Here is a 20,785-nt window from a genome sequence, read left to right on the forward strand (position 1 = left end):
TACGGTTCCGCTTCGTAGCCGGCCGTACCAGGGCGCGAGCGGGTTTCACGCCACCTTCCGGGTGGCGTACTCCGCGATCTCGTTCATCGGCGGGCGCTCCTCGGTGTCCACCGAGTACGTGCGCGGCTCGAAGCCGTCCTCGCCGCGCTCGAACTGGGTGAGGGCGGGGCGGATCAGATGGCCGCGGGCCAGGCGCAGCTGGGCGGTGCGGTAGATCGCGGCGGCCATCCGGCCGAGCGCCTGCCCGTCCTGGTGCCGGTGCCGGCGCACCCCCACGTCGACCTGCGCGAGCGCGTCCAGGCCCACCAGGTGCAGCGCGTCGACCAGCATGCCCAGCTCGACGCCGTAGCCGACGGGGAACGGCAGCTGTTCCAGCAGGGAGCGGCGGGCGGCGTACTCGCCGCCGAGCGGCTGCACGAAGCCGGCCAGCTGCGGCCAGTGCATGTTGAGCAGCGGGCGGGCCATCAGCTCGGTGACCCGGCCGCCCTGCCCGGCCGCCGCGCCGCCGGCGCCCGGCACCGTCAGCGGACGGTCGTACATCGCCTTGACCAGGTGCACGTCCGGGTCGGTGAGCAGCGGGCCCACGATCCCGGTGACGAAGTCGGAGGAGAACTCCCTCAGGTCGGCGTCGACGAAGCAGATGACGTCCCCGCGGGTGACCAGCAGGGAGCGCCACAGCACCTCGCCCTTGCCGGGGACCGCCGGGATGCGGGGGAGGATCACGTCGCGGTGCACGACCCGGGCGCCCGCGGCGTCGGCCCGCTCGGCGGTGCGGTCGGTGGAGCCGGAGTCGACGACGACGACCTCGTCGACGAGCGGGGCCCGCACCACCAGGTCCCGGCGGATCGCGGCGACGATGTCGCCGACCGTCTCCTCCTCGTTCAGCGCGGGCAGCACCACACTGATGGAGGAACCGGTCGCGCGTTTGGCGGCCAGGAGCGTGTGGAGCGGGCGATCGGTCACGGACCAGGAGCGTGTCCTCAGCCAGCGCTCGACTTCTTCCAGCACGATCGACGGCTCCTCACTCCTGCTCGGCTCGTTCGCCAGGACCGGCGGTGCCCGGATCGCGGCGTGGATCACATCTTCGTGTGATCCGTCTCGCGGTTCGGACGACCCCCTCTCACTGTCCTGGCCGTCGGTTACAGTCTTGAACAACGCGGATGACCATCGCATGCCGGGGGTCATCACCCGCGACTCACAACCGAATACCGCTCATCCAGAGGGGCAGAGGGACACGGCCCGATGAAGCCCCGGCAACCCCCCTGAGCCGAACTCGTCTCCGCGAGGCGCCAGGCCAGGGAAGGTGCCAATTCCGTCTCACGGCGAGATGCGTCGTGAGGAAGATGAGGAGAAAGGGCCTCGCCTCACATGGCTGTGCAGACAGTTGCAAGCAGCACCTCCGGTTCCACCGTCGACCTCGGCCCCGCCGCGGCCCTGAGCTGTCGCGAGTGCGGTCACCGCGTCCCCCTCGGCCCGGTCTTCGCCTGCGAGGAGTGTTTCGGCCCGCTGGAGATCGCCTACGACTTCTCGGCCTACGACACCGAGGAGCTGCGCAAGAAGATCGAGGCGGGCCCCGCGAACATCTGGCGCTACGCCCCGCTGCTGCCCGTCCCCGCGGACGTGGCCGACAAGCCGAACATCAACCCCGGCTGGACCAAGCTCGTCAAGGCCGACAACCTGGCCCGTGAACTCGGCGTCACCGGCGGTCTGTACGTGAAGGACGACTCCGGCAACCCGACGCACTCCTTCAAGGACCGCGTGGTCGCCCAGGCACTGGAGGCCGCCCGCGCCTTCGGCTTCACGACGCTGTCCTGCTCCTCCACCGGCAATCTCGCCGGCGCCGTCGGCGCCGCCGCCGCCCGCGCCGGCTTCCGCTCCTGCGTCTTCATCCCGCACGACCTGGAGCAGGGCAAGATCGTCATGGCCGCGATCTACGGCGGGGACCTCGTCGGCATCGAGGGCAACTACGACGACGTGAACCGCTTCTGCTCCGAGCTGATCGGCGACCCGGCCGGCGAGGGCTGGGGCTTCGTCAACGTCAACCTGCGGCCGTACTACGCCGAGGGCTCCAAGACGCTGGCGTACGAGATCTGCGAGCAGCTCGGCTGGCGGCTCCCGGACCAGATCGTCGTCCCCATCGCCTCCGGCTCCCAGCTCACCAAGGTCGACAAGGGCCTCCAGGAGCTGATCAAGCTGGGTCTGGTCGAGGACAGGCCGTACAAGATCTTCGGCGCCCAGGCCGAGGGCTGCTCGCCGGTGTCCACGGCCTTCAAGGCCGGGCACGACGTCGTGCGCCCGCAGAAGCCGAACACCATCGCCAAGTCGCTGGCCATCGGCAACCCGGCCGACGGGCCGTATGTGCTGGACATCGCGCGCCGCACGGGTGGTGCGGTGGAGGATGTGACGGACGAGCAGGTCGTCGACGCGATCAAGCTGCTCGCCCGCACCGAGGGCATCTTCGCGGAGACGGCCGGCGGCGTGACGGTCGGCGTGACGCGGAAGCTCATCGACAGCGGCGTACTCGACCCGACGAAGACCACCGTCGTCCTCAACACCGGCGACGGCCTGAAGACCCTGGACGCGGTCGCGGGCACCGGCCTGACCGCGACCATCCGCCCGACCCTGGACTCCTTCCGAGAGGCTGGCCTCGTATGAGCGTGACCGTTCGCATCCCCACCATCCTGCGCACCTACACCGGCGGACAGGCCGAGGTGAGCGCCGAGGGCGCGACCCTCGCCGAGGTCATCTCCGACCTGGAGAAGAACCACACGGGCATCGCCGCGCGCGTCCTGGACGACCAGGGCAAGCTGCGCCGCTTCGTCAACGTCTACGTCAACGACGACGACGTCCGCTTCGAGCAGGGTCTTCAGACCGCCACCCCGAACGGCGCGGGCGTGTCGATCATCCCCGCGGTCGCCGGCGGCTGACCATTACCCTGGGTAACTCGGTTACCGGCTGTTCACGGAACGGCCCCTTCCGTAAGAGAAGCGGAGGGGGCCGTTCTGCGTGATTGAGCGCGGTACAGTTGGGGAACGCGCCCCTGATCCATGGATCGGGAAGCCCTGGATTCCTGCCGCACGCCGATAAGAAGTAGCCAAAGTGTGCGGGTTTTTCGCGGCATTTGTCTTGTTTGTGGGGCCCGACTTGCCCTGAATCAAGATGAATTCTCGTCATATTCCGGACCCGGTCCGTCCAGAATTCTCGTCCGATTGACCTGTTGCAGACGGCAGTTGGACAGATACATTCAGCCGCGGTCGACGCGTTCCGGCGCACGCCCCCGTCCACGGGGGGTGAGGTCTGACCCGGGTCCGCGAAGTGTGGATCTGTGCAAGGGCCAGTAATAGGGGAGTTAGGCATGGCTCAGGGCACCGTCAAGTGGTTCAACGCGGAGAAGGGGTACGGCTTCATCGCGGTCGACGGTGGTGCGGACGTCTTCGTCCACTACAGCGCGATCCAGATGGACGGCTACCGCACGCTGGAAGAGGGCCAGCGGGTCGAGTTCGAGATCTCGCAGGGCCAGAAGGGCCCGCAGGCGGACATGGTCCGCGTCACGGCCTGATTCGCGCGACCACCGCAAGCGATCAGCTTTCGAAGGGCCCGCACCTCCACCCGGGGTGCGGGCCCTTCGGTGTGTCGCCGCACGCGCGCGCCGCCGGCCCGGCCGTCACCCCGAGGGGCTCGCTTCGCGAGCGCGCCTTGCACTCGGGTGGGTCGAGTGCTAATCATTGGCGTTAGCACTCTGAAGGTGAGAGTGACAGCGAAGGACCGGGTCGGTGAGGCCCGCGGGCCGGGTGGGGCAAGGAACCACGAGGCCGGCGAGCCGTCCGTCGCGGGCGCGGGCGCGGTCCGAAGGAATCACCCCCAGTCCTGGAGGGACCACTTCACATGGCCAAGATCATCGCGTTCGACGAGGAGGCGCGGCGCGGCCTCGAGCGCGGCATGAACCAGCTCGCGGACGCCGTCAAGGTGACCCTCGGCCCCAAGGGCCGCAACGTCGTCCTCGAGAAGAAGTGGGGCGCCCCCACGATCACCAACGACGGTGTCTCCATCGCCAAGGAGATCGAGCTCGAGGACCCGTACGAGAAGATCGGCGCCGAGCTGGTCAAGGAAGTCGCCAAGAAGACGGACGACGTCGCCGGTGACGGTACGACCACCGCGACCGTCCTCGCCCAGGCCCTGGTCAAGGAGGGCCTGCGCAACGTCGCCGCCGGCGCCAACCCGATGGCCCTGAAGCGTGGCATCGAGAAGGCCGTCGAGGCCGTCTCCGCCGCCCTGCTCGACCAGGCCAAGGAGGTCGAGACCAAGGAGCAGATCGCCTCCACCGCCTCCATCTCCGCCGCCGACACCCAGATCGGCGAGCTGATCGCCGAGGCCATGGACAAGGTCGGCAAGGAAGGCGTCATCACCGTCGAGGAGTCGCAGACCTTCGGTCTGGAGCTCGAGCTCACCGAGGGCATGCGCTTCGACAAGGGCTACATCTCCGCCTACTTCGCCACCGACATGGAGCGCATGGAGGCGTCGCTCGAGGACCCGTACATCCTCATCGCGAACTCCAAGATCGGCTCCGTCAAGGACCTGCTCCCGCTGCTGGAGAAGGTCATGCAGTCGGGCAAGCCGCTGCTGATCATCGCCGAGGACGTCGAGGGCGAGGCCCTGTCGACCCTGGTCGTCAACAAGATCCGCGGCACCTTCAAGTCCGTCGCGGTCAAGGCCCCGGGCTTCGGCGACCGCCGCAAGGCCATGCTCGGCGACATCGCCATCCTCACGGGCGGCGAGGTCATCTCCGAGGAGGTCGGCCTCAAGCTGGAGAACGCCACGCTCGACCTGCTGGGCAAGGCCCGCAAGGTCGTCATCACCAAGGACGAGACCACCATCGTCGACGGTGCCGGCTCTTCGGACCAGGTGAACGGCCGCGTGAACCAGATCCGCGCCGAGATCGAGAACAGCGACTCCGACTACGACCGCGAGAAGCTCCAGGAGCGCCTGGCGAAGCTCGCCGGCGGTGTCGCGGTCATCAAGGCCGGTGCCGCCACCGAGGTCGAGCTCAAGGAGCGCAAGCACCGCATCGAGGACGCCGTCCGCAACGCCAAGGCGGCCGTCGAGGAGGGCATCGTCGCCGGTGGTGGCGTGGCCCTGCTGCAGACCACCAACGTCTTCGAGAAGCTGGAGCTCGAGGGTGACGAGGCGACCGGCGCCCAGGCCGTGAAGCTCGCGCTGGAGGCCCCGCTGAAGCAGATCGCCGTCAACGCCGGCCTCGAGGGCGGCGTCGTGGTGGAGAAGGTGCGCAACCTGACCCCGGGTCACGGCCTGAACGCCGCGACCGGCGAGTACGTCGACCTGGTCAAGGAAGGCATCATCGACCCGGCGAAGGTGACCCGTTCCGCGCTGCAGAACGCCGCCTCCATCGCCGCGCTGTTCCTGACCACCGAGGCCGTCATCGCCGACAAGCCGGAGAAGGCCGCCGCGCCGGCCGGCGGCGGCATGCCGGGCGGTGACATGGACTTCTGATCGACCCGCTGAGGTTGATCGACCGTCCTTCACGGACCGAGGGCGGCACTCCCTGGAAACAGGGGGTGCCGCCCTCGGGCGTGTTCCGGGCCACATCGGCGGGGCGGCGGAAATGACGTAACGCATCTCACGGTTGACACCGCTGTACGCGTTCCATGCGCGTGCACATACCATGCGGTATCCATGCCGTCGTCGTGTCCCGCCAAGGAGCCCCCCATGACCGTCACCGCCTCCGGAACGGCCCCCGAGTCCGGTCCCGCCGACTCCGGGTCCGCCTCCCGCGCGGCCTCGATCCTGTCCCGTCCCGTCACGCTGAACGGCCTGACCGTCCCCAACCGGATCGTGATGGCGCCGATGACCCGCATGTTCTCCCCGGGCGGCGTTCCGGGTGAGGACGTGGTGTCGTACTACGCCCGCCGCGCCGCGGCCGGTGTGGGCCTGATCGTCACCGAGGGCACGTACGTCGGACACGAGTCGGCCGGGGAGAGCAGCCGGGTGCCGCGGTTCCACGGCGAGGAGCAGCTCGCGGGCTGGGCGAGGGTCGCCGAGGCCGTGCACGCGGCGGGCGGCACGATCGTGCCGCAGCTGTGGCACATCGGCATGGTCCGCAAGCCGGGCCGCCCGCCGTTCGCGGACGCGCCCCCGGTCGGCCCCTCCGGGCTGCGCATCGGCGAGTCCGAGGCCACCGGCAAGGCCATGACCCGGCAGGACCTGGACGACGTCATCGCCGCGTTCGCCGAGTCGGCCGCGGCGGCGGAGCGCATCGGCTTCGACGGCGTGGAGCTGCACGGTGCCCACGGCTATCTGCTGGACCAGTTCCTGTGGGCGGGCACCAACCGCCGTACGGACGCCTACGGCGGCGACCCGGTGGCCCGCACGAAGTTCGCCGCGGAGATCGTCGCGGCGGTCCGCGCGGCGGTCTCGCCCGAGTTCCCGGTCATCTTCCGGTACTCGCAGTGGAAGCAGGAGGCCTACGACGCCCGTCTCGCCGAGACGCCCGAGGAGCTGGAGGCCATCCTGACCCCGCTCGCGGCGGCCGGTGTGGACGTCTTCCACGCCTCCACCCGCCGCTACTGGCTCCCCGAGTTCGAGGGCTCGGACCTCAACCTGGCGGGCTGGACGAAGAAGCTGACGGGCAAGCAGGTCATCACCGTGGGCTCGGTCGGCCTGGACGGCGACTTCATCAAGGCGTTCCAGGGCGAGGGCGCCGCGCTCGGCAGCCTGGACAACCTGCTGGACCGCCTGGAGCGCGACGAGTTCGACCTGGTGGCCGTCGGCCGTGCGCTGCTCCAGGACCCGGAGTGGGCGGCGAAGGTCCTGGGCGACCGCTTCGACGAGCTCAAGCCGTACGACGCGGAGGCGGTGAAGACGCTGAGCTGACCGCCGTCACCCGACGGCGGCCGTACGAGGCCTGGCCGCACGAGGCCGGGCCGTACGAGGCCGGCGCCCGCCCGCCCGCGCGCGTGACGCGGTCACGGGAGGCGCCGGCCTCTCTTCGGTCCGGAATTAGCTTGCTTAAGTCAATCAACTCCAATTAAGGTTGCCTGAGTCAAGTACACCCCGCTCGACGGAGACGCCTTCATGTCCGACGCACTCGCCCCGCCGGCCGGCGCCGGGGCACCGCCCAGGCCCAACGTCGTGGTGGCCGTGCTGGCCCTCGGCGGCATCGTGGTCTCGCTGATGCAGACCCTGGTGATCCCGATCGTCCCGGAGCTGCCGAAGCTGCTGCACGCCTCCGCCTCGGACGCCGCCTGGGCCGTCACCGCCACCCTGCTCGCCGCCGCCGTGGCCACCCCCGTGATGGGCCGCCTCGGCGACATGTACGGCAAGCGCCGCATGCTCCTGCTGAGCCTGGCCATGCTGGTGATCGGCTCCGCCACGGCCGCGCTGAGCGACTCCCTCACGCCGATGATCGTCGGGCGGGCCATGCAGGGCCTCGCCTCCGGTGTCATCCCGCTCGGCATCAGCATCATGCGCGACGAACTGCCCGCCGAACGGCTGGGTTCGGCCACCGCGATGATGAGCGCCTCGCTCGGCGTGGGCGGCGCCCTCGGCCTGCCCGCCGCCGCCGTCATCGCCGAGAACTTCGACTGGCACATGCTGTTCTGGACCTCGGCGGCCCTGGGCGTCCTCGCGGCGGTCCTGGTCCTGTTCCTGGTGCCCGAGTCGAGGGTGCGCACCGGCGGCCGCTTCGACGCCGTGGGCGCGGCCGGCATGGCCGTCGGCCTGGTCTGCCTCCTGCTGGCCGTCTCCAAGGGCGCCGACTGGGGCTGGGGCAGCGGCACCACCCTCGGCCTGTTCGCGGCGGCCGTCGTGGTCCTCCTCGCCTGGGGCGCCTTCGAACTGCGCGTCCAGGCCCCGCTGGTGGACCTGCGCACGACGGCCCGCCGCCAGGTCCTGGTGACCAACCTGGCCTCCGTCGCGATCGGCTTCGCGATGTTCTCGATGTCCCTGGTCATCCCGCAGCTGCTCCAGCTGCCGGAGCGGACCGGCTACGGCCTCGGCCAGTCGCTGCTGGCCTCCGGCCTGGTGATGGCCCCCTCCGGCCTGGTGATGATGGCCGTGGCGCCCGTCTCGGCGGCCGTCTCGCGGGCGCGGGGCCCCAAGACGACGCTGATGATCGGCGCCCTGATCGTGGCGGCCGGCTACGGCCTGAACATCGCCCTGATGGACCAGGTCTGGCACTTCGTCCTGGCGTCCTGCGTCATCGGCGCCGGGATCGGCTTCACCTACGGCTCGATGCCCGCGCTCATCATGGGCGCCGTCCCCGCCTCCGAGACCGGCGCGGCCAACAGCCTCAACACCCTGATGCGTTCGATCGGCACCTCCACCGCCAGCGCGGTCGCCGGCGTGGTCCTCGCCCACATGACCACCGAGTTCGGGCCCTACGCCCTGCCCTCCGAGAACGGCTTCCGCACGGTCCTCGCGGTCGGCGCGGGCGCGGCACTCCTCGGCTTCGCCGTCGCCTCCTTCATCCCGCGGCAGCGGGCCACCTCGCCGGGCGAGCCGGTGGCGGCGGCGGAGGAGACGGAGGTGTCCGCGTCGAAGGCGTAGGCACCGCCCTGACCGCCTTGACGGCTGGCTACAGGTTGCCCAGAGGCTCGATGTCGACCCGTACGGGGGTCCCCCAGACGCGTACGACCTCGTAGTCGGTGAACTCGTGCACCAGCCGGTAGGCGGTCGCGGCGCGCGGCCCGCGCCGCTGGGCCGCGATGAACAGTTCGGCCTCGCGCCGGTCCCGGCGCGGGGTGCCGCACAGTTGCCACTCCTGTCCGTTCCACAGCTCCGGCAGCCACCGCTGCTGGGGCTGCGGCCGTTCCTCACGCACGCCGTAGCGGGAGGGAGCGGGAAAGGAGGCGGGCGGTTCGCCGGCCGGGGGGCCGTACGACATCCCGTACAGGTCCGTGCGGCGGGCGACGCGTCGCCGGGTCTCGCAGAGCAGACAGCGGTCGGGCGCGCTGTCGTCCACGGGGCCGTTCGGGTGCTCGGGGCACCGGGTGGCGGGCGCCGCGCCGGCGACGCTCTCCTCCAGCAGGTCGAGGGCGCGCCTGAGGTCGCCCCTGACCTCGTGCAGCTTGGCGTCGGGCGTGTCGGCGGTGAGCGCCTCGCCGTGCTCGCCGAGAAGACGGAGAGCCCGGCCGAGGGCGGTGAGCTGGGCGTGATTCATCGTGCCCTCCAGCGTACGGCCGGGGACCTCCCCCGCGGTCAGGCGCGGGCCCGGTCCAGGGCCGCGCGGAGGTGGCCGGCCGAGTCCTCCAGGAGGCGGGCCGCCGTCTCGGCGTCGACGCCGGACAGCAGGGTGAGGATCGCGTTCTTCACCTCGCCGTCCGTGGCCGCGAGCGCGCTCTCGATCTCCTCGTCCGCCGCGCCCGTGGCGAGGGCCACGATCCGGCGGGAGCGGGCGCGGAGCTTGTCGTTGGAGGCGCGTACGTCGACCATCAGGTTCCCGTACGTCTTGCCCAGCCGGATCATCGTGATCGTCGAGAGCATGTTGAGCACCAGCTTCTGCGCCGTGCCGGCCTTCAGCCGGGTCGAGCCGGTGATCAGTTCCGGGCCGGCGACGATCTCGATGCCGTGCTCCGCCGCGGCGGCCAGCGCGCTGTCCGCGTTGCAGGCCAGGCCGATCGTCAGGGCACCGCGCTCACGGGCGTGCTCGACCGCGCCGAGGGCGTACGGGGTGCGGCCGGAGGCGGAGATGCCGACGACCGTGTCGTCCGCGGTCAGCCCGAGGGCGTCGAGCTCCGTCACGGCCAGCTCCCGCGAGTCCTCCGCGCCCTCGATGGAGGTCACCATCGCCTCCGGGCCGCCCGCGATCAGGCCCACGACCTGGGACGGCTCGGTGTTGAACGTGGGCGGGCACTCCGAGGCGTCCAGCACTCCGAGCCGCCCCGCCGTACCCGCGCCCGCGTAGATCAGCCGCCCGCCGCGTGCCATCCGCTCGGCGACCGCGTCGATCGCGGCGGCGATCTCGGGCAGCCGCTCGGCGACCGCGGCCGGCACGGCGGTGTCCTCGGCGTTCATCAGCCGCGCGATCTCGAGCGTGGGCAGCCGGTCGATCTCGGCCAGCTCGGGGCGGAACGCCTCGGTCGTCAGCGACTCCAACTCGGCGCGCAGCTCACGGTAGTGGGACGTGGAGGTCATGAAGGGCGGCTCTCTCCGGAACTCTCTGGGCTGGGGGCGATGCGGTACGGCCGGCGGTGCGGGTCCGCCTCGCCGGCTCGGGACGCCGTCCGGCCGGCGGACGCCGTCGGGCCGACGGACGCGGTCCTTTCGGCGGACGCGGTCCCGCCGGTGGCTACGAACGGTGGTTGCCGCCGCGTGGGCTGTGCCGGTGGGCCAGCGCCTCGTACGACGCCGCCAGGGCCGGTGCCGCCGTCTCGTACGTACGCTGGGCGACCCCCACGAACAGGCAGTCCACCACCAGCAGTTGGCTGGTGCGGGAGGACATCGCCGCCGGGCGCAGCTCGCTCTCGCGGGAGGTGGAGGTGGTCAGGACGTGGTCGGCGTACTGCGTGACGGGCGCGTCGGGGCGGCCGGTGATGGCGACGGTGGTCGCGCCCCGCTCGAAGGCGACCCGCAGCGGCTCGATCACGTCTCCGGTGGAACCCGAATGGGTGATCGCGATCGCCATGTCGCCGGCGCGCAGCTGCACGGCGTTGGTGACGGCTAGGTGCGGGTCGCTGGGCGCGTGGGCGATCAGCCCTATCCGCAGCAGCTTCTGGGTCAGGTCCTGGGCGACCAGGCCGGAGGCCCCTATCCCGTAGACGTCCGTGCGGCGGGCGGCGGCCAGCGCCGCGACGGCCGCGCCGAGTTGGACGGTGTCCAGACCGGCGGCGGTGTCGGCGAGGGTCTGCTGCTCCTCGTAGGCGAGTTTGGCGACGACGTCGGCGATGGGGTCGTCCACCGCGATGTCGGTCGTGATGGCGGGCGCGCGGCCGGACTGCTGCTGGGCGGCGAGGCCCGCGAGGGCGAGGCGCAGATCGCGGTAGCCGGGGTAGCCGAGCAGCCGGGCGGTGCGCACGACGGTCGCCTCGCTGGTGCCGGTGAGCTCGGCGAGGCCGGTGACCGTGAGGGCCGCGCAGCCGGCCGGGTCGTGGGCCACGGCCTCGGCGACGCGCTGCATGGAGCGCGTCATGGAGGGCGCGAGCGTGCGAACCTTGGCCGCGAGGGCGGCGGGCGCGGGGGGTGTGCCGATCGCCGGGCCGCCGGTGGGGGCGAAAATTTCCTTCACGTCCTGGGTCACACCATGAAAGATATTTTCCGATCGGACATGTGGTCAAGAGTGCGCACAATGGAGGCATGGAGCCCATCAGCCCCCTGGAGCAGGCCCTGCACGCCGCCCGCGCCCTGATCCTGGCCGACCTGATCGCCGGCGAGGTCGCCGACGCGGACGTGGTCTCGCTCGTGGAGGACTCCGTCACCCAGCGCCGCTGGTGGGTGGAGCAGTGGCCGGACGGCGCGCGGTACGTGGCGGGGCTGATCGCCCAGGACGTGCAGGACGCCCTCCTGGAGCGCTACGGCCGCTGGCCGCTGTGCCCCGTCTGCGGATACGGCGACCCGCACGCACTGGACGTGGAGCCGGAGCTCGGACCCGACCCGCACTGGGTGTGCTCCAAGGCGGGCGTGAAGGTGGCCCCGGTGGGAGCGCTGGGGGAGGCGACGGGCGGGGAACCCCTGTCGTGAGGACCCAGCGGACCGTCCTCACCCGGACGGCGGCGCCATGACCCTCTACATCGACCCGCCCACCTGGCCCGGCCACGGCCGCATGTGGTCGCACCTGGTCAGTGACGTCTCCTATGAGGAACTGCACGCCTTCGCCGAGCGGTTGGGCGTGGCCCGCCGCGCCTTCGAACGCGACCACTACGACCTGCCCTCCCACCGCTACGCCGACGCGGTCGCGGCCGGCGCGGTGGAGGTCAGCAGCCGCGAGGTGGTACGGCTGCTGCACGCCTCCGGCCTGCGCCGCCCCAAGCACCGCCCTCAGCGCCGCAGTTCGTAGGCGAGCTCCTCCCCGTCGTCACCCACCTGGACGAAACCGGCCCGGGAGACCACCCGCCGGGAGGGGACGTTGTCCCGGTCGATCCTCGCGTACAGCAGCCGCACGTCGTCCCGTGCCAGGGCCCACCCCGACAGCGCGCGCAGCGCCTCGGTGGCGTAGCCGTGGCCGCGGGCCGGCTCGGTGAGGTCGTACCCGACCTCCGCCCGCCCGTCCCCGTCGGGCGGCCCGTGGAAGCCCATCGCGCCGACGGCGCCCCCGTCCTCCCGCCGCACCAGCACGAACACTCCGAACTCCGGCCGATGGGTCCCGCTCTCGTACGCCTTCACGACCATCCCGGCGGCCTCCCGCGTGCCCTCGTAGGGCCCGCCACCGACCCACGCGAACCCCCCGTCCCCACCGCGGTCGAGATCCCGGGCAGCGGCGGGGGTGACACCTTGAAGGGTGAGCCGCTCGGCGGGAATCACCAGCGGGTTGCTCCACCGCCACTCGGTGACCGGCGCCCGGTCGGGCAGCTCGCCGCGGCCGGTGGCCCACAGCAGGATCGGCCAGGGGGCCGGGCCCGGCCGGACGTGTGGGAAGAGCCGGGTCAGCACGTCCTCGCACAGTTCGGCGGAGGGCTCGTAGGCGAGTCCCAGCCCCTGTGCGACGTCGTGCGTGTGCAGCAGCACCTCCGCGACGCCCATCGCGGCGAAACCCTCGCGGTCCGCACTGCGGAAGGGGTACGGGTGGAAGGCCCGGACGTCCCGCGGAGTGGTGCGGACGGCGGCGGCCAGCAGGGCGCCGGTCGCCTCGATCACGTCCAGCGCGCCCGCGTTGTCGGTGCCCTCGTCGAGGGTGATCTCGAAGGGGACGTACGCGCTCCGCGCGCGGCCCGCCAGCTGCCCGGCGTAGGCGATGAGATCGCTCGCCACATGCTCGACGGTCTGCCGGCAGCTCCACTCCAGCCGCCCGGCCCTCACCCCTTCCCAGTCCCGGTCCGTCGCCGTCCGCAGCAGCGCCACGGCGCCCGCGACGGCCTGCTCCACCTGCTCCCCGCCCCATGCCCGCATACGGCGCAGGGTAGGCGCGAAGACGGCCTCAGAGCGACAGCATTTCCAGTTCGGAGGTGATGTTGTAGCGGGCCGTCGCCTCCCAGTGCCGTTGCGCGTACGGGGTGCGGAACAGGTGGGGCAGCGCGAGGAGTTGGCGCAGGACGGCGGCCCGGCCCTCGCGGAAGGCGTCGTTCGGGACGAAGTGGTACTCCTCGCGGACGGCGGCGGCGTAGGCGGCGTATCCGGACGGGGCCGAGGCCAGGATCGCCAGGTCGGCGTCGCACAGGACCTGGCCGTCGGGGTCGTCGTCGGCCGGGTCGTGGGTGACGGTGAGGCGGACCAGCCGGGCCACCTCCGCGGTCTTCGCCTCCGGCACCCCCGCTTCCGGGAGCGCGCGTTCGGCCAGGCGGGCGGAGCGCTCCTCGTTCTCGGAGCGCTCCGGCAGGTAGACGGCGTCGTGGAACCAGGCCGCCAGCCGGACCGTGTCCGGGTCGGCGGCGTACTCCTCCAGTACGTCCACGTGCTCCAGGACGGCGGTCAGATGCGTGAGCGTGTGGTAGTGCCGCTGCGGCTCCTGCCAGCGGGCGAGCAGGTTGTCGGCGTACGGCACCGGGTCCGGGCCCCCGCCGGGCCCCCGGGCACCCTCCAGGGCACGGGTCCAGCGGGAGCGCAGCGCGTCGAGATCGGCGTGATCGGCCATGGCTTCATTCTCCCGTCGCGGGGGCCAAGACCCCTAGCGTGGACGGCATGACTTCTGCCGATCTGCACGAGGTACGGGACCCCGAGCTGCCCGGGCGGCTGCTGACCATGGAGCGGGACGCGTTGATCCCGCTGTTGCGGGCGCGGTCGGAGGCGGACTTCGCGCTGCCGACCGCCGCGTGTCCGGGGTGGACGGTGCGGGACGTGCTCGCGCACTGTTCCGCCGCGCTGATGAGGGTGGTGGAGAGCCGGTTCGAGAAGGGGGTGTTCTCGCCGGAGTCCAACGAGCGGGACATCGCCGAGCGGGCCGGCTGGACGAACGCGCGGGTGGTGGACGAGCTGGAGCGCGGGATGACCGAGGCGGGTCCGGTGATCGCCGAGGCCGGCGGGGTGCTGGACATGGTCGCGCTCGGCGAGTGGGTGCACGCCGGTGATGTGCGCGACACCTTCGGCGCGCCGGGGGCGTACGCCGGCGCGGGGCTGTCGTACGCCCTTCCGCTGCTCGTACGGGTCACCCGCGAGAAGGCGCACCTGCCGCTCCACGCCGACCTGGACGACATGGACGAGCCGCTGCGGTTCGGTGACGTGAGCGGTGAGCGGCCCCCCGCCCGTTACATCGGCGACGCCGCCACCCTCGTACGGCTCTACGCGGGCCGGCCGGTTCCGCGGGCCGGGGACGGCGCGGGGTACGAGCTCGCGGGCGCCGAGAGGGCGGAGCTGAACATCTTCGGGTGAGGCGGTTGTCGGCCGTGGACCCCATCCGGCGTACCCTGATATTGGACTAGACCTGTCAAGCCCCAGGGGAAACCGAGGAAAGGGTTCCTATGAGCATGCGTACAGTCCTGGAGGTGATCGCCCTCGATGTCGAGGACGCGGTCGCCGCCCAGGCCGGAGGCGCGGACCGCCTCGAGCTGGTCACCGACATGGCGGCCGACGGGCTCACTCCGTCGCTCGACACCGTCACCGGGATCCGCGCCGCCGTCGACATCTCGCTGCGCGTGATGGTGCGGCTCGCGGACGGGTTCGCCGCGGGCGGTGCCGGGGGCGTGGACAGGCTGGCCGGGGTCGTCGGGGAGCTGCGGGCGGCCGGGGCCGACGAGTTCGTGCTCGGGTTCCTCGACGCGGACGGCGCGGTGGACCTGGGGGCCGTGGAGCGGGTGGTCGCCGAACTGGACGGCTGCCCCTGGACCTTCCACCGGGCCATCGACCGGGCCGCCGACCGCGACGCGCTGCGCAAGCAGCTGGACGGGCTGCCCGGTCTCGACACGTACCTGACCGCCGGCGCGGCCGGCGGTGTGGACGACGGCCTGCCCACCCTGGTCGCGGAGGCGGCGCTCGGCGGCCAGCCCGGCTACGAGCAGCGGATCATGGTGGGCGGCGGCCTGCGCCTGGACCACGTGCCCGCCCTGCGGGCCGCCGGTATCGACGCCTTCCACATCGGCGGCGCGGCCCGCCCGGACGGCTGGGCCGGTCCGGTCTCGGTGGACGCGGTCGCGCAGTGGCGCACGGTGCTGGACGCGGAGACCGTCGGGTCCGCCGTCTGAGCGGGTCCGTGCCCGCGCCCGACGGTCAGGCCAGCTGGGGCGGGAGCGCCGCCTGGTGGGTGACGATCAGGCCCGAGACCGCTCGGGTCAGGGCCACGTACAGGCGGCGCAGGCCGGTGCGTTCGTCGGGTTCGCCGTCGACCACGGCCTGCGGCTCGTCCAGGACCACGTAGTCGTACTCCAGGCCCTTGGCGAGCGAGGCCGGGACCAGGGTGAGACGGGTCTCGGCCGTCGTCTCCTGGCCGGGGGACAGATACGTCAGTCCGGCCGCCGTCAGCGCCTCGGCGAGGGCCGGGACGCGGGCGTCGGCGGCGATCAGGCCGATCGAGCCCTCGTTGCCCAGCAGCTCCGCGCAGGCGGCGACCACGTCGGCGTCACCGGCCGCGTCCGCCCCGGTGGGACGGATCTCGAAGAAGCCGGGGTTCTCACGGACCGACGCCACCGGCGTCAGGCCGGGCGCGATGTGCGGCAGCAGACGGGAGGCGTAGGTGATGACGTCCGTCGGCACGCGGAAACCGGCCGTCAGCTCCTCGACGACCCCCTCGGACTTGCCGAGGTGCGCCAGCGCCTCCTCCCAGGTGCGGGTCGCCCACGGCGTGGTGCCCTGCGCCAGGTCGCCCAGGACGGTCGCGGAACCGGTGCTGCACCGCCGGCCGACCGCCCGGTACTGCATGGGGGACAGGTCCTGCGCCTCGTCGAGGACCACATGGCCGAGGGAGTGGGTGCGCTCGACGAGGTCGGCGGCCTCGTCGATCAGGACGGCGTCGGCCGCCGACCACTTCGCCGACCGCACCGACCGCACGGGCCTGGCCCACAGGATCGTCTTCCGCTCCTCCTCGGTGAGGATGCCCTCGGCGTGCGCGGCGAGGAAGTCCGCGTCCGTCAGCAGCCTCAGCACCAGCTTGGCGGGGTCGACGGCCGGCCAGACCGCCTTGACGGCCGCCTTCACCGCCGCGTTGCGGGCGACCGCGTCCTGCACCCGGTCGTCCGGTGCCTCGCCCGCCCGCTCCATCTGCACCAGCACCGCGTGCGCGATCCGCTGCGGCAGGGCCTCGCGGGCCGCGCCGTAGCGGATGCCCCGGTCCAGCAACTCGCGGACGAGATCCTCCAGTTCGTACGCCGGGACCCGCCAGCGGCGCGAGCCGCGCACCACCACGACCGGCTCGGTGGGCATCGTGACGTGCGCGTACACGGCCCTGCGCAGCACCTGAGCCATGCGGGCGTCGCCCTTGACGATCGCGGCCGGCGCGTCGTCCGTGCCCCGCACCTCCACGTGGGCGACCAGGTCGTCGACGGTCGCCTGCCGTACCGTCAGCTCGCCGAGTGCGGGCAGCACCTGCTCGATGTAGTGCAGGAAGGACTTGTTCGGGCCGATGACGAGCGTGCCGGTGCGGGCCAGCCGCTCACGGTGGGCGTAGAGGAGGTAGGCGACCCGGTGCAGACCGACGGCGGTCTTTCCGGTGCCGGGGCCGCCCTGCACGCAGACCGTGCCGCCCAGCCCGGACCGTACGATCTCGTCCTGCTCGGGCTGGATGGTCGCGACGATGTCGCGCATCGGACCGACGCGCGGGCGCTCGATCTCCTGCTGGAGCAGCTTGCTGGCGGTGGCCGCCTCGGCGGGGTCGGACAGGTGCTCGTCCTCGTACGCGGTGAGGTCGCCGCCGGTGTAGCCGAAGCGGCGGCGCAGCGCGACGTCCATCGGGTCCTTCTTGGACGCCCGGTAGAACGGCTGGGAGACCGGTGCGCGCCAGTCGATGACCATGGGGTCGCCGTCGGCGTCGTGCACATGCCGCCGCCCGATGTAGAAGCGCTCTCCCTCGGCGCCCTCCGCCTGTTCCGCGCCGGGTGCGTGCAGGTAGTCGAGGCGGCCGAAGAACAGCGGGGTGTCGCTGAGGTCGGCGAGCGCCTTGATGCGCTCGTCGATCTGGTGGGCGAGGACCTCGGCGTTGACCCAGTTCGCGGTGACGTCGCGGATGTCGAGCGACTCGACGTCCTCGCGCATGGCCCGCAGCGCGGAGCGGGAGGCGGCGAGGTGGGACCGCTCGCGAGCCAGGGGGTCGTCGGTGTCGGCCGGGCGCGGGCCGGTGTCGGCGGGGTGCGCGGCGGGTTCGGCGGGCGTGGACAAGGGGGTGCCTCCGGAAGACCTACGGGACAGGCGGCCGGGCCTGGACGGCCGTGCCGTGCGGCTGCGGGATCTGCCGGCCGGTTTCCGTCCGGTCGGCGGCACTCCATGGGGGGAGGCGGGCAAGAGCGGAGATTCTAGGTCGCCGGGAGAGGCGGATGCCAACTGTTTACTCGGCCCCGGTCGATCTGCTGGCTCTGCCCCGGTCGATCTTCCTGTTCGGCCCCGGTCGATTTCCGCTCCCCCTAGGGGGCGCCGTCCGGCGGGTGTAGGGGATGCGCTCCCTCCAGAGGGGTAGGCGGAGGCTTCGAGGTTGGCTCCGCGGAGTGATGCCTGCCGCATGTCCCGGGATCGACCATGGAGCCATGAGCGCAGCAACCATCCATCCAGCCCCCGCCGCACGCCCGGCCGGCGGCCCGGCCGTACCGGGCGGCCGTCATCTCAGCCGTCACCACCGTCTGGGCGACGCCCTGCACGCCGTCAAGGTGTTCGTGGGCGCCGCGCTCGATGTGATCGTCCTCGGGGAGTACGGCGAGGAAGCGGGCATACGTCGCAAGTGACCGATTAGGGTCGGTCCGTGACAGAACGGACGATCGCCTTCCGGTCCCTCCGGTCGCATGCGGCAACCCCCCTCGTCCTGCTCGTCGTCTCCTTCACCGCCCTGGCGGTCCTGCTCGCCGTCCTGGGCGTGCCCATGCCCGACGCGCTGGTCTACCAGGCCGAGGGCGCGGCCGTCGTCCACGGCCGTGACCTGTACGGCTTCACGATCACGGTGGGGCGGCTGCCGGCCACGTATCCGCCGTTCGCGGCCCTGCTGTTCGTGCCGGTGGCATGGCTCGCGGCCCCGGCGCTGAAGCTGGCGTTCCTCGCGGGCAACGCGCTCCTGCTCGCCTGGCTCGTCCAGCTGTCCGCCCGGCTCGCGGGCCGCCGGCCCGGTCCCGCACTGCTGTGCGCCGCGACGGCCCTGGCCCTCTGGCTGGAACCGGTCTTCCAGACCCTCGTGTTCGGGCAGATCAACCTCGCGCTCGCCTGTCTGGTCCTGTGGGACCTCACCCGGCCGCCCGGCGCGCGCGGGAAGGGGGCCGCGATCGGGGTGGCGACCGGGATCAAGCTCACGCCGGGGCTCTTCGTCGTCTATCTGCTGCTGCGCGGGCGCCGGCGAGAGGCCGTCACGGCGCTGGCCGCGTACGCCGCGACCGTCGCCGTCGGCGCGCTCGTCCTGCCCGCGGCCAGCGTCGAGTACTGGACCCGCCTCGTCCTCGACACCGACCGTGTGGGGAAACCATGGATCATCGACAACCAGTCCCTCCAGGGACTGATCGCCCGGGCACTGCACGATCCGGCGCCCGGACCCGCCTGGCTGGTCCCGGCGTGCGTGGCGGGTGCCGTGGGCCTGTGGGCCGCCCGCCGGGAGCAGCGGGAGAGGTGGGGCGTGGTGCTGACGGGCCTGACCGCCCTGCTCGTCTCGCCGATCAGCTGGTCCCACCACTGGGTGTGGTGCGTCCCGCTGCTCGCCGTGCTCCTGGCCGAGGGCCACCGCGCCTGGGCGGTGGCCACCGTGCTCTGCTTCACGGCCCGCACGATGTGGCTGGTGCCCCGCGCCGGCGACGGGGACCTGCACCTGCGGTGGTGGCAGCAGCCCCTGGCGTCGCCGTACGCGTTGCTGGCCTGCGCGCTCCTGGCGTGGGCCGTGCTGGGGCGCCGGGAGACCGGGCCGCCGGAGGGGAGGCGTTCGCTCAGTTCTCCGCGAGCAGCTCGTCCGCGTCCATGATCCGGTAGGCGTAGCCCTGTTCGGCCAGGAAGCGCTGGCGGTGGGCGGCGAAGTCCTGGTCGATGGTGTCGCGGGCGACCACCGAGTAGAAGTGGGCCTGGTGGCCGTCGGCCTTGGGCCGCAGCACCCGGCCGAGGCGCTGGGCCTCCTCCTGGCGGGAGCCGAAGGTGCCCGAGACCTGGATGGCGACCGTGGCCTCCGGCAGGTCGATGGAGAAGTTCGCCACCTTCGACACCACCAGCACGTTGATCTCTCCCTCGCGGAAGGCGTCGAAGAGCTTCTCGCGCTGGGCGTTGGACGTCTCACCCTTGATCACCGGGGCGTTCAGGTGCTCGCCCAGCTCGTCCAGCTGGTCGATGTACTGGCCGATGACGAGGATCTGCTGCCCGGCGAAGCGGCGGACGATCGCCTCGGTGACCTTCCGCTTGGTGTCGGTGGTCGCGCAGAAGCGGTACTTCTCCTCGGTCTCGGCGGTGGCGTAGGCGAGCCGCTCGGAGTCGGTCAGGTTCACCCGGACCTCGACGCAGTCGGCGGGCGCGATGTAGCCCTGCGACTCGATCTCCTTCCACGGAGCGTCGAACCGCTTCGGGCCGATCAGCGAGAACACGTCCGACTCACGGCCGTCCTCCCGGACGAGCGTCGCGGTCAGCCCGAGGCGGCGGCGCGCCTGGAGGTCGGCGGTGAACTTGAAGACCGGCGCGGGCAGCAGATGCACCTCGTCGTAGACGATCAGGCCCCAGTCCCGGGAGTCGAACAGCTCCAGGTGCGGGTAGACGCCCTTCCGCCTGGTGGTGAGGACCTGGTACGTGGCGATGGTGACGGGCCGGATCTCCTTCCTGGTCCCGCTGTACTCGCCGATCTCGTCCTCGGTCAGCGAGGTCCGCTTCACCAGCTCGTGCTTCCACTGCCGGGCGGAGACGGTGTTCGTCACCAGGATCAGGGTGGTGGACTTGGCCTGCGCCATCGACCCGGCGCCGACCAGCGTCTTGCCCGCCCCGCAGGGCAGGACGACGACACCGCTGCCGCCGTGCCAGAAGTTCTCCACGGCCTGCTTCTGGTACGGCCTCAGCGCCCAGCCGTCCTCGCGCAGCTCGATCGGGTGCGCCTCGCCGTCGACGTAGCCCGCCAGGTCCTCGGCCGGCCAGCCCAGCTTCAGCAGCACCTGCTTGATCTGACCGCGCTCGGACGGATGCACGGCCACGGTGTCCGGGTCGATCCGCGTCCCGACCAGCGGGGCGATCCGCTTGGACTTCAGCACCTCCTCCAGCACCGGCCGGTCGGTGGTGGACAGCACCAGCCCGTGCGCCGGGTGCTTGGTCAGGGTCAGGCGGCCGTAGCGGTCCATCGTCTCGGCGATGTCGACGAGCAGCGCGTGCGGCACCGGATAGCGGCTGTACTGCACCAGCGCGTCCACGACCTGCTCCGCGTCGTGCCCGGCGGCCCGCGCGTTCCACAGGCCGAGGGGGGTGACCCGGTAGGTGTGGATGTGCTCGGGCGCCCGCTCCAGCTCGGCGAACGGCGCGATGGCGCGACGGCACTCGTCGGCCCGCTCGTGGTCGACCTCGAGCAGCAGGGTCTTGTCCGACTGGACGATCAGGGGACCATTCACGC

At 72.0% G+C, this 20,785-nt stretch carries 20 protein-coding genes and 1 riboswitch; of the genes, 12 read left to right on the plus strand and 8 right to left on the minus strand.

Translation table 11 applies throughout. The features are described 5' to 3' along the window. Window positions 1–45: 45 nt before the first annotated feature. A complete protein-coding gene (locus tag ABZ484_RS00195) occupies window positions 46–1,008 on the minus strand; it encodes a glucosyl-3-phosphoglycerate synthase (protein ID WP_358863610.1) in 963 nt (320 codons plus the stop codon). A 201-nt stretch (window positions 1,009–1,209) separates the two neighbouring features. Next, a riboswitch (SAM riboswitch) is annotated at window positions 1,210–1,350 on the plus strand. A gap of 18 nt (window positions 1,351–1,368) precedes the next feature. Between ABZ484_RS00195 and thrC the strand changes: the two genes are divergently transcribed. The 6 genes from thrC (at window position 1,369) to ABZ484_RS00225 (ending at window position 8,562) form a co-directional block, all read left to right on the plus strand. Further along, the gene (gene thrC / locus ABZ484_RS00200; RefSeq protein ID WP_358863611.1) at window positions 1,369–2,655 is read left to right on the plus strand and encodes a threonine synthase; all 1,287 of its coding nucleotides are present in this window, start codon (window positions 1,369–1,371) and stop codon (window positions 2,653–2,655) included. After that, complete coding sequence (locus ABZ484_RS00205; protein WP_358863612.1) at window positions 2,652–2,927, plus strand: MoaD/ThiS family protein; 276 nt, start codon at window positions 2,652–2,654, stop codon at window positions 2,925–2,927. The genes thrC and ABZ484_RS00205 overlap by 4 nt, the downstream gene beginning before the upstream one ends. 428 nt (window positions 2,928–3,355) lie before the next feature. Then, a complete protein-coding gene (locus ABZ484_RS00210; protein ID WP_004986573.1) occupies window positions 3,356–3,559 on the plus strand; it encodes a cold-shock protein in 204 nt (67 codons plus the stop codon). Between the two features lie 326 nt (window positions 3,560–3,885). After that, complete coding sequence (gene groL / locus ABZ484_RS00215) at window positions 3,886–5,508, plus strand: chaperonin GroEL (RefSeq protein WP_358863613.1); 1,623 nt, start codon at window positions 3,886–3,888, stop codon at window positions 5,506–5,508. Window positions 5,509–5,724: 216 nt separating this feature from the next. Then, window positions 5,725–6,888: an NADH:flavin oxidoreductase gene (locus ABZ484_RS00220; protein ID WP_358863614.1), complete on the plus strand. Its 1,164-nt coding sequence runs from the start codon at window positions 5,725–5,727 to the stop codon at window positions 6,886–6,888. 201 nt (window positions 6,889–7,089) lie between these two features. After that, a complete protein-coding gene (locus tag ABZ484_RS00225; RefSeq protein WP_358863615.1) occupies window positions 7,090–8,562 on the plus strand; it encodes an MFS transporter in 1,473 nt (490 codons plus the stop codon). A 28-nt stretch (window positions 8,563–8,590) separates the two neighbouring features. Here ABZ484_RS00225 and ABZ484_RS00230 read toward each other — a convergent pair whose 3' ends face one another. From ABZ484_RS00230 to ABZ484_RS00240, 3 genes are all read right to left on the minus strand, one after another. Next, the gene (locus ABZ484_RS00230) at window positions 8,591–9,175 is read right to left on the minus strand and encodes a hypothetical protein (protein WP_358863616.1); all 585 of its coding nucleotides are present in this window, start codon (window positions 9,173–9,175) and stop codon (window positions 8,591–8,593) included. Window positions 9,176–9,213: 38 nt separating this feature from the next. Continuing rightward, entirely contained in the window at window positions 9,214–10,149 is a 936-nt protein-coding gene (gene murQ, locus ABZ484_RS00235; protein WP_358863617.1) for an N-acetylmuramic acid 6-phosphate etherase, read from the minus strand. 154 nt (window positions 10,150–10,303) lie between these two features. Then, the gene (locus ABZ484_RS00240; protein ID WP_358863618.1) at window positions 10,304–11,251 is read right to left on the minus strand and encodes a MurR/RpiR family transcriptional regulator; all 948 of its coding nucleotides are present in this window, start codon (window positions 11,249–11,251) and stop codon (window positions 10,304–10,306) included. Window positions 11,252–11,307: 56 nt separating this feature from the next. Here ABZ484_RS00240 and ABZ484_RS00245 point away from each other — a divergent pair, with 56 nt between their 5' ends. Together ABZ484_RS00245 and ABZ484_RS00250 are read left to right on the plus strand one after the other, a co-directional pair. Continuing rightward, a complete protein-coding gene (locus tag ABZ484_RS00245) occupies window positions 11,308–11,691 on the plus strand; it encodes a hypothetical protein (RefSeq protein WP_358863619.1) in 384 nt (127 codons plus the stop codon). 37 nt (window positions 11,692–11,728) lie between these two features. Continuing rightward, window positions 11,729–12,007, plus strand: coding sequence for a DUF4031 domain-containing protein (locus ABZ484_RS00250; protein ID WP_358863620.1), 279 nt, complete (start codon window positions 11,729–11,731; stop codon window positions 12,005–12,007). Here the strand turns inward: ABZ484_RS00250 and ABZ484_RS00255 are convergent. Beyond that, window positions 11,989–13,056 (minus strand): GNAT family N-acetyltransferase, encoded by a 1,068-nt coding sequence (locus tag ABZ484_RS00255; protein ID WP_358863621.1) that lies wholly within the window; start codon window positions 13,054–13,056, stop codon window positions 11,989–11,991. The genes ABZ484_RS00250 and ABZ484_RS00255 overlap by 19 nt on opposite strands. A 28-nt stretch (window positions 13,057–13,084) precedes the next feature. Then, complete coding sequence (locus ABZ484_RS00260) at window positions 13,085–13,738, minus strand: hypothetical protein (RefSeq protein ID WP_358863622.1); 654 nt, start codon at window positions 13,736–13,738, stop codon at window positions 13,085–13,087. A gap of 47 nt (window positions 13,739–13,785) precedes the next feature. Between ABZ484_RS00260 and ABZ484_RS00265 the strand changes: the two genes are divergently transcribed. Then, a complete protein-coding gene (locus tag ABZ484_RS00265) occupies window positions 13,786–14,472 on the plus strand; it encodes a maleylpyruvate isomerase family mycothiol-dependent enzyme (protein WP_358863623.1) in 687 nt (228 codons plus the stop codon). 89 nt (window positions 14,473–14,561) lie between these two features. Further along, complete coding sequence (locus ABZ484_RS00270; RefSeq protein ID WP_358863624.1) at window positions 14,562–15,281, plus strand: copper homeostasis protein CutC; 720 nt, start codon at window positions 14,562–14,564, stop codon at window positions 15,279–15,281. Window positions 15,282–15,306: 25 nt separating this feature from the next. Here the strand turns inward: ABZ484_RS00270 and ABZ484_RS00275 are convergent, their stop codons facing one another. Beyond that, on the minus strand, window positions 15,307–17,283 hold the full coding sequence (locus ABZ484_RS00275) for a UvrD-helicase domain-containing protein (protein WP_358863761.1): 1,977 nt from the start codon (window positions 17,281–17,283) through the stop codon (window positions 15,307–15,309). Between the two features lie 485 nt (window positions 17,284–17,768). Between ABZ484_RS00275 and ABZ484_RS00280 the strand changes: the two genes are divergently transcribed. Both ABZ484_RS00280 and ABZ484_RS00285 read left to right on the plus strand, forming a co-directional pair. After that, a complete protein-coding gene (locus ABZ484_RS00280; protein ID WP_358863625.1) occupies window positions 17,769–17,963 on the plus strand; it encodes a hypothetical protein in 195 nt (64 codons plus the stop codon). Window positions 17,964–17,980: 17 nt separating this feature from the next. Continuing rightward, window positions 17,981–19,174, plus strand: a complete 1,194-nt coding sequence (locus tag ABZ484_RS00285; RefSeq protein WP_358863626.1) for a glycosyltransferase 87 family protein — start codon at window positions 17,981–17,983, stop codon at window positions 19,172–19,174. Here ABZ484_RS00285 and ABZ484_RS00290 read toward each other — a convergent pair. Beyond that, window positions 19,140–20,783, minus strand: a complete 1,644-nt coding sequence (locus ABZ484_RS00290; protein ID WP_358863627.1) for a DNA repair helicase XPB — start codon at window positions 20,781–20,783, stop codon at window positions 19,140–19,142. The two genes, ABZ484_RS00285 and ABZ484_RS00290, sit on opposite strands and share 35 nt — an antisense overlap. Between the last annotated feature and the right edge of the window lie 2 nt (window positions 20,784–20,785).

It is taken from the genome of Streptomyces sp. NPDC006393 (assembly GCF_040628575.1).
GTDB lineage: Bacteria > Actinomycetota > Actinomycetes > Streptomycetales > Streptomycetaceae > Streptomyces.

Bases quoted from the DNA above. Each gene is read 5' to 3' on its own strand.
- thrC (WP_358863611.1), top strand. From the start codon at position 1,369: ATGGCTGTGCAGACAGTTGCAAGCAGCACCTCCGGTTCCACCGTCGAC.
- ABZ484_RS00205 (WP_358863612.1), top strand. From the start codon at position 2,652: ATGAGCGTGACCGTTCGCATCCCCACCATCCTGCGCACCTACACCGGC.
- ABZ484_RS00210 (WP_004986573.1), top strand. From the start codon at position 3,356: ATGGCTCAGGGCACCGTCAAGTGGTTCAACGCGGAGAAGGGGTACGGC.
- groL (WP_358863613.1), top strand. From the start codon at position 3,886: ATGGCCAAGATCATCGCGTTCGACGAGGAGGCGCGGCGCGGCCTCGAG.
- ABZ484_RS00220 (WP_358863614.1), top strand. From the start codon at position 5,725: ATGACCGTCACCGCCTCCGGAACGGCCCCCGAGTCCGGTCCCGCCGAC.
- ABZ484_RS00225 (WP_358863615.1), top strand. From the start codon at position 7,090: ATGTCCGACGCACTCGCCCCGCCGGCCGGCGCCGGGGCACCGCCCAGG.
- ABZ484_RS00230 (WP_358863616.1), bottom strand. From the start codon at position 9,175: ATGAATCACGCCCAGCTCACCGCCCTCGGCCGGGCTCTCCGTCTTCTC.
- murQ (WP_358863617.1), bottom strand. From the start codon at position 10,149: ATGACCTCCACGTCCCACTACCGTGAGCTGCGCGCCGAGTTGGAGTCG.
- ABZ484_RS00245 (WP_358863619.1), top strand. From the start codon at position 11,308: ATGGAGCCCATCAGCCCCCTGGAGCAGGCCCTGCACGCCGCCCGCGCC.
- ABZ484_RS00250 (WP_358863620.1), top strand. From the start codon at position 11,729: ATGACCCTCTACATCGACCCGCCCACCTGGCCCGGCCACGGCCGCATG.
- ABZ484_RS00255 (WP_358863621.1), bottom strand. From the start codon at position 13,056: ATGCGGGCATGGGGCGGGGAGCAGGTGGAGCAGGCCGTCGCGGGCGCC.
- ABZ484_RS00260 (WP_358863622.1), bottom strand. From the start codon at position 13,738: ATGGCCGATCACGCCGATCTCGACGCGCTGCGCTCCCGCTGGACCCGT.
- ABZ484_RS00265 (WP_358863623.1), top strand. From the start codon at position 13,786: ATGACTTCTGCCGATCTGCACGAGGTACGGGACCCCGAGCTGCCCGGG.
- ABZ484_RS00270 (WP_358863624.1), top strand. From the start codon at position 14,562: ATGAGCATGCGTACAGTCCTGGAGGTGATCGCCCTCGATGTCGAGGAC.
- ABZ484_RS00275 (WP_358863761.1), bottom strand. From the start codon at position 17,283: ATGCGCGAGGACGTCGAGTCGCTCGACATCCGCGACGTCACCGCGAAC.
- ABZ484_RS00280 (WP_358863625.1), top strand. From the start codon at position 17,769: ATGAGCGCAGCAACCATCCATCCAGCCCCCGCCGCACGCCCGGCCGGC.